Consider the following 12,419-nt stretch of genomic DNA (forward strand, 5'->3'; position numbering starts at 1 on the left):
GCCAAACCCCGGGGTTGCTAGAGCGCGTGCAGGTGGCCGCGGATCGCCTGGCCGGCGTCGTGCAGGTTCTCTCCTTCGAGCAGCACGAACGCCTGCCCGAAGGTCAGCTCATGGATCTGCGATGCGGTTTGCCCTAATTCGCGGGCGATCCGTGCGGTGCTGGCCCGATGGTCGCGCTGCAGGGAGGGGAAGACCAGGGAGAAGACCCGGGAGACCAGCTGCTGGTGCTCCTGGGCCGGTTCCAGCGCCAGCTCCTGGGACAACCACTGGTAGGCGCCTTCGCCCAGCAAGCCGCGGGCACGCGAATGCGCGAGGATCACCTGGGCCGGTGCACCGAACTGCTCTTCGAGTGCCAGCAGCTGCGGGATCTGCAGGGAATCGGAGACCCGCACCTGCAGGGACAGGGAGGGCAGGAGCAAGCGTGCCGCGAATTCGTCGGCTTCGCGTTCCGCGGCGGCCACCTGCTCGCGGTTCTCGCCCAGCGAGGAGTGCATCAGCAGATGCCCCAGCTCGTGGGCCATCGCCAGGCGCTGTGCATTGCGGCTGCCGGCGGCCAGGAAGATGAAGGCCTGCTCGTCTTCCCAGAAGCTGAAGGTCTTGACCGCTTCGAGCGAGGCCGGCAGGCTCAGCACCCGCACCCCGCGGGCTTCGAGCAGATGCAGCAGATCGGGCAGCGCGCCGCATCCCAGATCCCATTCGGTGCGCAGATGCGCGGCGGCATCTTCCGGGGTGAAGCCGCACAGCTCGGGGATCCCGGTGTGCGGGAGCCGGAAGTTCCGCGTGATCAGGTTGTAGAGTTCTACGCCGTTGCGGCCCAGCGCGGCTGCGGCGACTTTTTGCGCGGTGCTGGTGCGGCGCGGGGAGCGGAAGAAAATCCGTTCGGTGTCGATGCCCTGGGCCGCGGGAAGCCGGAAGAACTGCGGCGCGCAGCCCAGCGCATCGGCCAGCGCAAGGGAAAGATCCTCGGGAGCATGGGCGAGTTCGCGCTCGCAAATACCCAGCGAGGCGGCCAAGGCGGACCGGCTCAGCGCTGCACGTTCGCGTGCCAACCTGATTCTGGTCGGTTCCAAAGTCATGAGGTTCCTGCAATCTTCCAAAAGGCGATCTTGATCGTCTAATGACCTCAGACTAGTGGCCTATGCCACAAAGCACCAATTGCGTGCAGCTTCGTGAAGTAACACGCTCTGACTTGCGAAAAGGCTCGCAGGCGATGCCTGCGAGCCTTCGTGGCGCTAGATCTTGCTGGCCGCTTCCTTCAGCACGGTGCGAAGGATGGATTCGATCTGGTCGAACTCCGGCTGCCCGATCGTGATGGGCGGAGCCAGCTGGATGACCGGGTCGCCGCGATCGTCGGCGCGGCAATACAGTCCCGCCTCCCACAGGGCCGGGGAGAGGTACCCGCGCAGCAGGCGTTCGGACTCCGCGTCGCTGAAGGTCTCCTTGGTCGCCTTGTCCTTGACCAGCTCGATCCCGTAGAAGTAGCCGGCGCCGCGCACATCGCCAACGATGTCCAGATCGGTGAGCTTGGACAGCGTGGATTTGAACGCGTCGGCATTGTTCTTGACGTTCTCGTTCAATCCTTCCCGCTCGAAGATGTCCAGGTTCGCCATCGCCACCGCGGCTGCCACCGGATGCCCGCCAAAGGTGTAGCCGTGGTAGAAGGTGGTATCGCCCTTGGTGAAAGGCTCGAACAGCTTGTCGGAAACGACCATCACGCCCAGCGGGACATAGCCACTGGTCAGCGCCTTTGCCGAGGTGATGATGTCCGGGACGTAGCCGAAGTCGTTGCAGGCGAACATCGAGCCGATGCGGCCGAACGCGCAGATGGTTTCGTCGGAAACCAGCAGCACATCGTATTCGTCACAGATCTCGCGGACCCGGTCGAAGTACCCCGGTGGTGGCGGGAAGCAGCCGCCGGAGTTCTGCACCGGTTCCAGGAAGACCGCCGCCACGGTGTCGGCGCCTTCGAATTCGATGGCTTCGCGGATGCGCTCCGCGGCCCACAGCCCGAAGTCCTTCTCGTTGTCCGCGAACATCTGCGGTGCGCGGTAGAAGTTGGTGTTCGGCACGCGGAAGGTGCCGGGGACCAAGGGCTCGAACGGGGTCTTCATATCCGGCAGCGAGGTGATGGCCAAGGCTCCCTGAGGGGTGCCGTGGTAGGCCAGGGCGCGCGAAATGACCTTGGTTTTGCCCGGCTTGCCCTTCATCTTGAAATGCTGCTTGGCCAGCTTGAAGGCGGATTCGACCGCCTCGCCGCCGCCGGTGGTGAAGAAGACGCGGTTCAAGTCGCCCGGTGCATAGCTGGCCAGGCGCTCAGCCAGGTCGATCGCCGGTTCGTGGGCGTAGGACCACAGCGGCATGAAGGCCAGCTTCTCGGCCTGCTTGGCCATGGCTTCGGCCAATTCGGCGCGCCCGTGCCCCGCGTTGACCACGAACAGCCCGGCCAAGCCGTCGATGTATTCGCGCCCGGCATCGTCGTAGATTTTGTGCCCCTCGCCGCGCGAGATGATCGGAACGTGCGCGCCGTTGGAAATTCCGGAGTGCCGGGCCATGTGCATCCAAAGGTGATCGCGAGCGGCTTGCTGGCGATCGGTACCACGTGGTGTGTTCATCGTGTTCCCCAGTTGTATTCCTGTTTTTTGAGTGAAAGGTAGGTGTACGTATTGGTGCTGACCACGCCTTCGAGCCCGCGGATCGTTCCGATCACGCGCAGCAGGTCCTCATCGTTCGAGCAGATGACCTCCGCGAGGATGTCCGAGCTGCCGGCGGTGACCACGCAGTAGTCGACTTCCGGAAGTTCGGCGATCCGGTCGGCGGTGCCGCTGATGTCGCTGGCGGCGACGACGCCGATCATGGCCTGGCGGGTGAATCCCAATTCCAGCGGGTTGGTGACTGCGACGATTTGCACGACGCGGCTCTCGACCAGCTTCTGCACGCGCTGGCGCACAGCCGCTTCGCTCAGGCCCACTGCCTTGCCGATGGCGGCATAGGAGCGCCGGCCATCTTCCTGCAGCTGCTCGATGATCTCCTTGGAAATTTCATCAATGGCCTGTGCCGTATGCGAGGGCAGCGTCATATCGACCTCCTAGGTCTAAGGGACTTTCCACAGACCCTACCGTCACTGATTCAGTTGCGAAAGGGGTATTTTTGAAAGTTTTCAGTTTTCATAACGTAATTTTTACAAGGAAACTTGCGTTCGGGTCTTGTTGGACTTGTGCATTGCTGGCAGGATGAACGACAACACTTTCATGTGTGGCCGATCACATTCGTCGTTAGGATTCCAGCCATGTCGCACTCGCAACGCCGACTTCCGCAAGACCCCCAAGTCCGCGCACTGGTCCAGGCCATGAGCCAGCGCAGCTACTCCCGCCGCGGCGTGCTTTCCGCGGCCGGCGCATTGGGCCTGACCGGTCTGCTCGCAGCCTGCGGCACCGGAGGAAGCAGCACCAAAGCCGCACCGTCGATCGAGGACATTTCCGCAAACGACCCCACCGTGAACTGGGCCAACTGGACCTTGTACCTGGATTACGACGACGAGAAGAAGACCTACCCGACACTGGATGCGTTCACCAAGCAGACCGGCATCAAGGTGAACTACCGCGAGGATATCGACGGCAACGACACCTACTACGGCAAGGTGCAGGGCCAGCTCAAGGCAGGCCAGGACATCGGCCAGGACGTCATCACGATGACCGACTGGATGGCCGGCCGCATGATCCGCCAGGGCTACGCCCAGGAGCTGGACCTGGCGAACATCCCCAACTCGGCCAACCTGCTGCCCAACCTGAAGGACGTGGACTTCGACCCGGGACGCAAGCACTCGCTGACCTGGCAGTCCGGCTACGCCGGCATCGCCTGGAATAAGAAGGCATTCCCCAAGGGCCTGAAATCCGTCGAGGACCTCTGGGATCCAAAGCTCAAGGGCCGTATCACCGTGCTCGATGAAATGCGCGACACCATCGGCCTGCTGATGCTGCACAACGGCGTGGACATCGCCGGCCAATGGGGCGAAAGCGAATTCGGCGCCGCTGCCGACGTGCTGCGCGAGAACATCGGCAATGGCCAGATCCGCCAGGTCAAGGGCAACTCCTACAAGGAGGACTTCGTCTCGGGCGATGCGATCGCCGGCATCGTCTGGTCCGGCGATATCGTGCAGATGAACTTCGAGAACGATGACCAGTGGGAGTTCGTGATCCCCGAGGCCGGCGGCACCCTGTGGAGCGACAACCTGATGGTCCCGGTGGCCTCGCCACGCAAGGCCAACTCCGAGAAGCTCATGGACTTCTACTACGACCCGGCCGTGGCCGCGCAGGTCGCAGCCTACGTGAACTTCATCTGCCCGGTGGTCGGCGCCCAGGAAGAAATGGAAAAGATCGACCCTGACCTGGTCGGCAACCCGCTGATCTTCCCGACCGATGAGGATCTGGCAAAGGCACATGTCTTCCGCTCGCTGGAAGCGGATGAAGAGACCGCGTTGAACTCTGAATTCCAGAGTGCAATCGGCGCCTAGAAAGCGGGGAACACCATGACTCGCCAACGAGCCATCAACTGCCAGCGCCTGCCCAAGGGCCACGGTTCGGGCCCGGCCCGCGCCAGGGACGTCGTCAACCGGGCAACCTCCGCACGTGCTGTACCGGCAGCAGAAACCGATTTCCACAACCAGTTCCAGGAAGTGATAGGGGCATGACAACCTTGGCAACGCGTACCGAAACCACTGCCACCGGCGCGGATCTGCACCTCTCGGGCATCACCAAGCGCTTTTCCAGCTTCGTGGCGGTCAAGGACCTGGATTTGGTGGTCCCTTCGGGCACCTTCTTCGCCCTGCTAGGACCCTCCGGTTGCGGCAAGTCGACCACCCTGCGCATGATCGCGGGCCTTGAGGCCCCCAGTGAGGGCAGCATCTCGATCGGCGGCCAGGACGTGACCGCGCTGGCCAGCCACCAGCGTCCGGTGAACACCGTGTTCCAGTCCTATGCGCTGTTCCCGCACATGAGCGTGCTGGAAAACGTGGCCTTCGGGCTCAAGCGCAAGAAGGACAAGCAGGCGATGGAGAAAGCCAGGGCCGGGCTGGACCTGGTGGAGCTCGGGCACCTTGCCAATCGCAAGCCGATCCAGCTCTCCGGCGGGCAGCAGCAGCGCGTGGCCCTGGCCCGGGCGCTGGTCAATCGCCCGCAGGTGCTGCTGCTCGATGAGCCCCTCGGGGCACTTGACATGAAGCTGCGCCGCCAAATGCAGCTGGAGCTGAAGAACATCCAGACCGAAGTCGGCCTGACCTTCATCCACGTCACCCACGACCAGGAAGAGGCCATGACCATGGCCGACGTGGTCGCCGTGATGAACGGCGGACGGATCGAGCAGATGGGCCCGCCGCGCGAACTCTACGAATTGCCCAAGACCGCGTTCGTCGCGAACTTCCTGGGCAAGTCGAACCTGATGCGCGGCACGGTCACCGGCAATGACGCCGGCATGCTCAGCGTCATGGTCAACGGCCAAGCCATCTTGCTGCCGGCCGACCGCGCCGTGCAGGCATCAGGGGAGGTGGTCGTCGGGGTGCGCCCGGAGAAGATCACGATCTCGCGCGATGGCTATGCGGGAGAGAACCGCTTGTCCGGCACCGTGGTCGACGTGTCCTTCACCGGCACCACCACCGAGTACCTGGTCGAGGTGGACGGGATCGGCACGCTCGGGACCTTCGCGCAGAATCGCGGCCAGCAGCCTGCTGCCGAAGGCGACACCGTGTACCTGTCCTGGGAAGCGCAGCATTCCTTCGGACTGGCCGGTGCCGAGCACGAGGATGCCGGAGTTGACCAGCCATGACGGTCATGACCAAGAAGGGCATCGTCGACCTGCGCAGCCCCGAGGAGATCCGGGCGGAGCGGCGCAAGGGCCGCACCGGCGTCTACCTGATCGCCCCGGGCATGCTGGTGCTCGCCCTGTTCTTCGCGCTTCCGGTGGTAGTCCTGCTGGCAATGAGCCTGTACGTGAAACCCGAGGGCGGGGAAATCGGCGAATTCGTGCCGGGTTTCGAAATCGGCAACTACGCCACGGTGCTCGCCGCCTACTGGCCCGAGCTGCTGCGCTCCTTCGGGTTCGCGCTGATCGCCACCGTCCTGGCCTTGCTCATCGGCTTCCCGATGGCCTACCTGGTGGCAGTCCGCTTGCGCGAGAAGACGCTGCTGCAGGGCATCTTGCTGGTGCTGCTGATCGCCCCGTTCTTCTCCAGCTTCATTCTGCGCACCCAGGCCTGGAAGCAGATACTGGCCGATGAGGGGTTCATCGCCCAAACGCTGAAATTCCTGGCGATCCTGCCAGCCGACGGGCACCTGACTGCCACGCCGTTCGCGGTCGTCGCGGGCCTGACCTATAACTTCCTGCCGTTCATGGTGCTGCCGATCTACGCTAACCTGGGCCGGCTGGACACCCGCCTGCTCGAGGCCTCGGGGGATCTGTATGCCAGCCCGGTGACCTCCTTCTTCAAGGTGACGCTGCCGATGAGCGCCCCGGGCGTCTTCGCCGGCACCCTGCTGACGTTCATCCCGGCCGCCGGCGACTACGTGAACGCGGCCCTGCTGGGCAATAACCGCAATACTACGATGATCGGCCAGATCATCGATTCCAGATTCTTCAAGGTCATCGATTACCCGGGCGCCTCGGCGTTGAGCTTCGTGCTGATGGTCTCGATCCTGATCCTGGTCACGATCTATATCCGCCGCTTCGGGACCAAGGAGCTGATGTAGCATGAAGCAGAAAATCGGACGCTGGTTCATCCCCGCTGTCGGCGGGCTGGCTTTCATCTACCTCCTGGTCCCGATCGCGTACATCTTCGTGTTCTCCTTCAACGATGCCGGCCGCACCAACCTGGACTGGCGCGGCTTCACCCTGGAGAACTGGCAGAACCCCTGCGGCGCTCCGGCGGTCTGCGAATCGCTGGCGCACTCGCTGCAGGTCGGCACGGTGGCCACGATTGCCGCCACCGCCTTGGGCACGCTGATCGCCATCGGCCTGGTCCGCTACAAGTTCCGGTTCCGCAAGCTCACCGATGTGCTGATCATTTTGCCGTTGGCTACTCCGGAGGTCGTGCTCGGCGCTTCTCTGCTGGCACAGTTCCTGAACCTCGGTTGGGAACTGGGCTACGCCACCATCGTGATCGCCCACATTGTGTTCTGCATGTCCTTCGTGATCGTCACCGTCAGGGCTCGTGTCTCCTCGCTGGATCCGCGATTGGAAGAAGCGGCCGCCGATCTCTACGCCTCGCCGCGGGCGGCCTTCTGGAAGGTGACGTTCCCGCTGCTGCTGCCAGGCATTGTGGCCGCCGCGCTGTTGTCCTTCGCGATGAGTTTTGATGATTTCATCATCACGAATTTCAACTCCGGCACCTTCCAGACCTTCCCGAAGTTCATCTATGTGGCAGCTACCCGCGGCATCCCGGCCCAGGCGAATGTCATTGGTTCGGCGATGTTCATCCTTGCCCTGCTCGTGGTGGTCATCGGACAGGTGATCAGCTACCGGAAGAAGAAACAGCTGGAGAATTCCTAGGTTCCAAAGGCCCGCGCTCTTCAGCGCGGGCCTTTGGCTTGCCAGCTGGTCAAAAAGCAGGGATCGTCACTAGCGTGAGCGGTACCCAGCTCGCTCCTTGCACCCTCTGGGACCTGCACGTTGTTGGACTGGCGCTAGGCCTCCGGCCGCTTGCTGCTCTTGCGGTGATTTGCAGGACCATTGCCTGCAGGATGCAGCCGCGGCCAAAGGCCATTAGGGTGGCTGGCGGAACGAAATATTGGCAGAGAGCCGAAATGCGGGCATCTGACATATAGTAAATACTTAGCTTTACAATATATGGTCTACAGGTTGATACCTTGCTGGCCTGTAGGTGCAGGTCTATGAACGATTGGAAACTTCATGAGCGATAAGCCAGTTTGGCTCTCCGGGCCTGAACGCGACGCCTGGCTTGGACTGCATGCTGTCATGACTTTGCTTCCGGCGGCCTTGGATTCCGATCTGCAGGGCCTGGAAGGCATCACGCTTTTCGACTACCACATGCTCGCCATGCTCTCCGAGGCCAAGGACCATCAGCTGACCATGACGACGCTGGCTTCGCACACCAGTGCTTCGCTTTCGCGACTGTCGCATGTGGTCAAGAAGCTGGAGAAGCGCGGCTGGGTTACCCGCGAGCAGTCCGCAGAAGATGCCCGTGTGAAAATCGCCTCATTAACGCAGGCCGGATGGGAAGCCGTGCAGCAGATGGCGCCTCACCACGTTGCCTCGGTGCGCGGACTTCTCTTCGATACCCTTGATGACAAGGACGTTAACGATCTCACGCGGATCGCACGCAAAATTACAACTTCGCTTGATGCGGATCATTGGATCCTGAATTCGGAAAACCTCGATTTGGAACACTGAGGAATTCTCGATAAGCTAATCAGGCGTTAATCGCGTGTGTTGTTATGCCGTCTAACAGCAGAACAACTGCGCGTTGCCCGTAATACCGAATATCGTGGCCGACTGAGTACGGGGAAATTGCTCGACCGGTTGCGAAGTTCACCGACTTACATACTTTAAGGCTCTTCGGTTGGTTCTCACCCAGCCTGGTTACCTTCCTAGTGTGCAGTATTAACGGTGTTTCACTGGTTGGCGGGACTCATAACGCAGAAGCGGTGTCGATATTTTGGTATGGGCACTGTGCGCGAGTACCGCCGAATTTTACTACTAACTAACTGAGGAGTGATCATGGCAGCTGTTTGCCAGGTAACCGGTACTACTCCGGCCTTCGGACATAGCATCTCCCACTCGCACCGTCGCAACAAGCGTCGTTTCGATCCGAACATCCAGAAGAAGACCTACTACGTGCCTTCCCTGCGCCGTAAGGTGACCCTGACCCTGTCGGTCAAGGGCATCAAGGTCATCGATGCTCGCGGTATCGACGCTGTAATTGCTGACCTGATTGCGAAGGGTGTGAAGCTCTAAAAATGGCAAAGAAGGATAAGGACGTACGTCCGATCATCAAGCTGAAGTCCACCGCTGGAACCGGTTTCACTTACGTAACCCGTAAGAACCGTCGTAACAACCCTGACCGCATGGTCATGAAGAAGTACGACCCAGTCGTCCGTAAGCACGTTGAATTCCGAGAGGAGCGCTAAGACATGGCCAAGAAGTCCAAGATCGCAAAGAACGAACAGCGCAAGGTCATTGTCGAGCGTTACGCTGCAAAGCGTCTCGAATTGAAGAAGACCCTGGTTGATCCAAACGCAACCGACGAAGCTCGCGAAGCTGCACGCGTAGGCCTGCAGAAGCTTCCACGCGATGCTTCCCCGATTCGCGTTCGCAACCGCGACGCAATCGACGGTCGCCCACGCGGCACCTTCCAGAAGTTCGGTATCTCCCGTGTTCGCTTCCGCGACATGGCGCACCGTGGTGAGCTTCCGGGCATCACCAAGTCTTCCTGGTAAGACCTGCAAGTCTTTTGACTTAGCAAGCCGCCTTCCCTTTCGGGAAGGCGGCTTCGCCTTTTAACGCCGCCACCACCGGCGTTTCACCGGTGCCTTCTCTGCCACCGGTGCAGGTTCTGCCGCCCGGCGTTCCTGCCAACCAAGCACCTCTGCGGTGGAATCGCGCAATGCGGTGATCACCGGCGGGCCGCCAAGCAGCTGCCGCCGCGCCTCGATAATGCGGGCATTGAAATCCTCGATATGCTCACGCACGGCCCGCTCGGAGGGCAAGCGGTCCAAGGTCTGCTCCATCTGCTCATCTTCCACCCGCAAGGTCAGCGCTGGTGGGCCCAGCCCGGTAAGCTGCTCGCGGCGCATCATGGACTTCAGCCACCAGTCGGGATCGTCATTGCTGGTGATATGGTCGATCTTCTGGCCCGAGAGGGCAAGATTGTCGAAGTCCCCGCGGGCGAAAGCCTCATCGAGCACGGAGTTGGCCACTTCCCATGCCTCGTCCTCGGCATGCAGCTGCAGCGGAGTCTTCTGCTTCTCGACGGGAGCCATCCCGGTGGCCTGCGCATACTCGTCCACCGGCAACGGCTCGCTGTCCTGCTTCATCTTGTACCGGGCCGCATTCAGTGCGGCATCCTCGCTGTGCTCCATCTTCCAATGATCCCACCGTGTGCCTGAGCCCGGCAACGGCACTGGGACTTTCCGAAGCAATTGATGGGGGAGCTGGGAAGATAAAATCATTCCCTTCGGGTTCGGGCGCTTCGCCAAGGATTCAGTGCCCAGCAAGCGGCTGCGGGGTGGCTGGAGATCGCTATTAGCGGCCATGTCCCACCCGCAATCGAGCATTATCCCTGTAGTAGCGTGTATTCCATGAAGCCAGCGACGCGCTATCCGAGACCCGCAACTGACATCTACGCGAACCGGCAGCGGTGGGCGCCGCTGGGCCAAGGCAAGACCGTTGTGGTGACCGGCGCGAATAGCGGCCTTGGCTTCTTCGCGAGCCTCGGCTTGGCGCGAGCCGGTGCGAAAGTCATCCTGGCCTGCCGCAACCAGAGCCGTGCGGAGCATGCCATGGAGCAGATCCGGCTGCGCGTACCGGCGGCTAGCGTGGAATTCATGCAGTTCGACTCCTCGCGCATGGAATCCGCAATGGGACTGGCAGCTGAACTGCGCAATCGGCCATTGGATGCGCTGATCGCCAATGCAGGGGTCATCCGGGCGCCGCAGAGCCGCGTCGAGGGCCTGCTGGGCCATGAGCTGACCATGAGCACGAATTTCATCGGGCATGCGCGGCTAGTCGGCGAGCTGGCCGAACGCTTCGCCCAGCCGCTGCGGTTCATCGGGCTGGGATCGATGTCCACCCGGATGCTGGCTACCGATCCGCAAAACCTGGCCTTGACCCGCGACTACCATCCATACCGTGCCTATGCGCAGTCCAAGGCGGCAGTGCAAGCCTTCACCTTGGCCCTGGACCACCGGCTGCGCCAGCTGGAACTGCCGGCTCGCGCGCTGGCCATCCACCCGGGGTATTCGCTTTCCGGGCTGACCCCGCAGGTGCCCAACATCAACGAACCGGACTTTGCCAAGCGGCTGATTGGCCAATTGCAGCCCAGTTTCGCGCAGGGCAAACATGAAGGTGCGGTGGCATTGGTCGAAGCGGCATTGGCGCCGGAACTCGAAGACGCGCCCCGAGGCAGCTATTTGGGGCCGAAATACCTCACGAAGGGTCCAACGGCACTGGCCAGCCCGGCGAAAGCGAGCCGCGGCAAGGAGCTGCAAAGCAAAGCCTGGGAACTTTTCGTGGAGGCAAACGAAGGCCTCGATCCGTTCGCGCTGTAGGTCCCGGGTGAACTTTCACACCCTTGATTTGGCGAAAATTCAGCAGAATCCGCAAGATGATGCACTTTTTGTCGCTTTCAGCTGGTAAGTTCAACTCTTGATAAGTCCGTGCGACCGTGCGGCGTTCGGGGCCCGGAAGAGGGCTTTGGATCACTAGTCCAGGAGGACCATACATTGGCTATGAACCGTAGCGAACTTGTTGCTGCTGTTGCAGCGAAGACCGAAAACTCCCAGGTTGCCGTTAATGGTGTTCTGGATGCAGTCTTCGAGGTTTTCGTCGACCAGATTTCCAAGGGTGAGAAGGTGTCGATCCCAGGTTGGTTGGCTGTAGAGCGCACCGATCGTGCAGCTCGCACCGGCCGCAACCCACAGACCGGTGAAGCAATCCAGATTCCTGCTGGCCACTCGGTCAAGCTGACCGCTGGGTCGAAGCTGAAGGCTGCTGTAGCCAAGAAGTAAGCTTCCGCTAGAGCTTTGCGCAAGGCCCGCTGTCCGTTCCCGGATTGGCGGGCCTTGCGGCGTTAAGGAACGTTGCAAAAGCCTTCATTGAACCCAAAAATGCTGCCGTTGAGCCAAGAAATCTGCAATTAGTTGAAAAAATCCCGGTTTTCCGCCTGTTTTCCGCAGTTCTGGGGCGAAACGTTTGATATGTTCTCACTGGTAAGACCGTGCGACCGTGCGGCGTTCGGGGCCCGGAAGAGGGCTTTGGATCACTAGTCCAGGAGGACCATACATTGGCTATGAACCGTAGCGAACTTGTTGCTGCTGTTGCAGCGAAGACCGAAAACTCCCAGGTTGCCGTTAATGGTGTTCTGGATGCAGTCTTCGAGGTTTTCGTCGACCAGATTTCCAAGGGTGAGAAGGTGTCGATCCCAGGTTGGTTGGCTGTAGAGCGCACCGATCGTGCAGCTCGCACCGGCCGCAACCCACAGACCGGTGAAGCAATCCAGATTCCTGCTGGCCACTCGGTCAAGCTGACCGCTGGGTCGAAGCTGAAGGCTGCTGTAGCCAAGAAGTAAGCTTCCGCTAGAGCTTTGCGCAAGGCCCGACCCGCTCCGGAGAAATCCAGGAGGCAGGGTCGGGCCTTCTGCTTTATCGGAGCACCGTTTGAGGCGCTCTTCTACTTCGCGTAGAATCAGCTTCGAT

16 protein-coding genes are annotated in these 12,419 nt (G+C 61.3%); 12 read left to right on the forward strand and 4 right to left on the reverse strand.

Translation table 11 applies throughout. The features are described 5' to 3' along the window. Positions 1 to 17 precede the first annotated feature (17 nt). The 3 genes from ACIOTL_RS04445 to ACIOTL_RS04455 all read right to left on the reverse strand — a co-directional run bounded on the left by ACIOTL_RS04445 (position 18) and on the right by ACIOTL_RS04455 (position 3,076). Entirely contained in the window at positions 18 to 1,076 is a 1,059-nt protein-coding gene (locus ACIOTL_RS04445) for an ImmA/IrrE family metallo-endopeptidase (protein WP_332485883.1), read from the reverse strand. 156 nt (positions 1,077 to 1,232) lie between these two features. Next, complete coding sequence (locus ACIOTL_RS04450) at positions 1,233 to 2,612, reverse strand: aspartate aminotransferase family protein (protein WP_105657045.1); 1,380 nt, start codon at positions 2,610 to 2,612, stop codon at positions 1,233 to 1,235. After that, entirely contained in the window at positions 2,609 to 3,076 is a 468-nt protein-coding gene (locus tag ACIOTL_RS04455; protein WP_105657044.1) for an Lrp/AsnC family transcriptional regulator, read from the reverse strand. The genes ACIOTL_RS04450 and ACIOTL_RS04455 overlap by 4 nt, the downstream gene beginning before the upstream one ends. A 210-nt stretch (positions 3,077 to 3,286) precedes the next feature. Between ACIOTL_RS04455 and ACIOTL_RS04460 the strand changes: the two genes are divergently transcribed. The 9 genes from ACIOTL_RS04460 (at position 3,287) to rpsN (ending at position 9,443) form a co-directional block, all read left to right on the forward strand. Further along, on the forward strand, positions 3,287 to 4,510 hold the full coding sequence (locus ACIOTL_RS04460; protein WP_400341945.1) for a PotD/PotF family extracellular solute-binding protein: 1,224 nt from the start codon (positions 3,287 to 3,289) through the stop codon (positions 4,508 to 4,510). Between the two features lie 15 nt (positions 4,511 to 4,525). Next, entirely contained in the window at positions 4,526 to 4,687 is a 162-nt protein-coding gene (locus ACIOTL_RS04465; protein ID WP_166650709.1) for a hypothetical protein, read from the forward strand. After that, positions 4,684 to 5,817, forward strand: coding sequence for an ABC transporter ATP-binding protein (locus ACIOTL_RS04470; protein ID WP_332730596.1), 1,134 nt, complete (start codon positions 4,684 to 4,686; stop codon positions 5,815 to 5,817). Before ACIOTL_RS04465 ends, ACIOTL_RS04470 begins: the two co-directional genes overlap by 4 nt. After that, entirely contained in the window at positions 5,814 to 6,737 is a 924-nt protein-coding gene (locus ACIOTL_RS04475; protein ID WP_332730597.1) for an ABC transporter permease, read from the forward strand. Before ACIOTL_RS04470 ends, ACIOTL_RS04475 begins: the two co-directional genes overlap by 4 nt. Position 6,738: 1 nt before the next feature. Then, positions 6,739 to 7,536, forward strand: a complete 798-nt coding sequence (locus tag ACIOTL_RS04480; RefSeq protein ID WP_105657040.1) for an ABC transporter permease — start codon at positions 6,739 to 6,741, stop codon at positions 7,534 to 7,536. A gap of 360 nt (positions 7,537 to 7,896) precedes the next feature. Next, complete coding sequence (locus ACIOTL_RS04485) at positions 7,897 to 8,397, forward strand: MarR family winged helix-turn-helix transcriptional regulator (protein WP_105657039.1); 501 nt, start codon at positions 7,897 to 7,899, stop codon at positions 8,395 to 8,397. A gap of 327 nt (positions 8,398 to 8,724) precedes the next feature. Then, a complete protein-coding gene (rpmB, locus tag ACIOTL_RS04490) occupies positions 8,725 to 8,961 on the forward strand; it encodes a 50S ribosomal protein L28 (protein ID WP_013349911.1) in 237 nt (78 codons plus the stop codon). A 2-nt stretch (positions 8,962 to 8,963) separates the two neighbouring features. After that, positions 8,964 to 9,134, forward strand: a complete 171-nt coding sequence (rpmG, locus tag ACIOTL_RS04495) for a 50S ribosomal protein L33 (RefSeq protein ID WP_013349910.1) — start codon at positions 8,964 to 8,966, stop codon at positions 9,132 to 9,134. A 3-nt stretch (positions 9,135 to 9,137) separates the two neighbouring features. Continuing rightward, positions 9,138 to 9,443, forward strand: coding sequence for a 30S ribosomal protein S14 (gene rpsN, locus ACIOTL_RS04500; RefSeq protein ID WP_013349909.1), 306 nt, complete (start codon positions 9,138 to 9,140; stop codon positions 9,441 to 9,443). A gap of 60 nt (positions 9,444 to 9,503) precedes the next feature. Here rpsN and ACIOTL_RS04505 read toward each other — a convergent pair whose 3' ends face one another. Next, the gene (locus tag ACIOTL_RS04505) at positions 9,504 to 10,085 is read right to left on the reverse strand and encodes a DUF1992 domain-containing protein (protein WP_166650710.1); all 582 of its coding nucleotides are present in this window, start codon (positions 10,083 to 10,085) and stop codon (positions 9,504 to 9,506) included. Positions 10,086 to 10,304: 219 nt separating this feature from the next. On the opposite strand from ACIOTL_RS04505, the gene ACIOTL_RS04510 reads away from it, so the two are divergent. The 3 genes from ACIOTL_RS04510 (at position 10,305) to ACIOTL_RS04520 (ending at position 12,292) form a co-directional block, all read left to right on the forward strand. Next, the gene (locus ACIOTL_RS04510; protein WP_400341948.1) at positions 10,305 to 11,273 is read left to right on the forward strand and encodes an SDR family NAD(P)-dependent oxidoreductase; all 969 of its coding nucleotides are present in this window, start codon (positions 10,305 to 10,307) and stop codon (positions 11,271 to 11,273) included. 174 nt (positions 11,274 to 11,447) lie between these two features. Further along, a complete protein-coding gene (locus ACIOTL_RS04515) occupies positions 11,448 to 11,732 on the forward strand; it encodes an HU family DNA-binding protein (protein ID WP_013349906.1) in 285 nt (94 codons plus the stop codon). A gap of 275 nt (positions 11,733 to 12,007) precedes the next feature. After that, positions 12,008 to 12,292 (forward strand): HU family DNA-binding protein, encoded by a 285-nt coding sequence (locus ACIOTL_RS04520; RefSeq protein WP_013349906.1) that lies wholly within the window; start codon positions 12,008 to 12,010, stop codon positions 12,290 to 12,292. Positions 12,293 to 12,419: the final 127 nt, after the last annotated feature.

The sequence above is a fragment of the Glutamicibacter sp. NPDC087673 genome, from assembly GCF_044743255.1.
Taxonomy (GTDB): domain Bacteria; phylum Actinomycetota; class Actinomycetes; order Actinomycetales; family Micrococcaceae; genus Glutamicibacter.

Coding starts and splice junctions, on each gene's coding strand:
- ACIOTL_RS04445 (WP_332485883.1), bottom strand. CDS start 1,076: ATGACTTTGGAACCGACCAGAATCAGGTTGGCACGCGAACGTGCAGCG.
- ACIOTL_RS04450 (WP_105657045.1), bottom strand. CDS start 2,612: ATGAACACACCACGTGGTACCGATCGCCAGCAAGCCGCTCGCGATCAC.
- ACIOTL_RS04455 (WP_105657044.1), bottom strand. CDS start 3,076: ATGACGCTGCCCTCGCATACGGCACAGGCCATTGATGAAATTTCCAAG.
- ACIOTL_RS04460 (WP_400341945.1), top strand. CDS start 3,287: ATGTCGCACTCGCAACGCCGACTTCCGCAAGACCCCCAAGTCCGCGCA.
- ACIOTL_RS04465 (WP_166650709.1), top strand. CDS start 4,526: ATGACTCGCCAACGAGCCATCAACTGCCAGCGCCTGCCCAAGGGCCAC.
- ACIOTL_RS04470 (WP_332730596.1), top strand. CDS start 4,684: ATGACAACCTTGGCAACGCGTACCGAAACCACTGCCACCGGCGCGGAT.
- ACIOTL_RS04475 (WP_332730597.1), top strand. CDS start 5,814: ATGACGGTCATGACCAAGAAGGGCATCGTCGACCTGCGCAGCCCCGAG.
- ACIOTL_RS04480 (WP_105657040.1), top strand. CDS start 6,739: ATGAAGCAGAAAATCGGACGCTGGTTCATCCCCGCTGTCGGCGGGCTG.
- ACIOTL_RS04485 (WP_105657039.1), top strand. CDS start 7,897: ATGAGCGATAAGCCAGTTTGGCTCTCCGGGCCTGAACGCGACGCCTGG.
- rpmB (WP_013349911.1), top strand. CDS start 8,725: ATGGCAGCTGTTTGCCAGGTAACCGGTACTACTCCGGCCTTCGGACAT.
- rpmG (WP_013349910.1), top strand. CDS start 8,964: ATGGCAAAGAAGGATAAGGACGTACGTCCGATCATCAAGCTGAAGTCC.
- rpsN (WP_013349909.1), top strand. CDS start 9,138: ATGGCCAAGAAGTCCAAGATCGCAAAGAACGAACAGCGCAAGGTCATT.
- ACIOTL_RS04505 (WP_166650710.1), bottom strand. CDS start 10,085: ATGGAGCACAGCGAGGATGCCGCACTGAATGCGGCCCGGTACAAGATG.
- ACIOTL_RS04510 (WP_400341948.1), top strand. CDS start 10,305: ATGAAGCCAGCGACGCGCTATCCGAGACCCGCAACTGACATCTACGCG.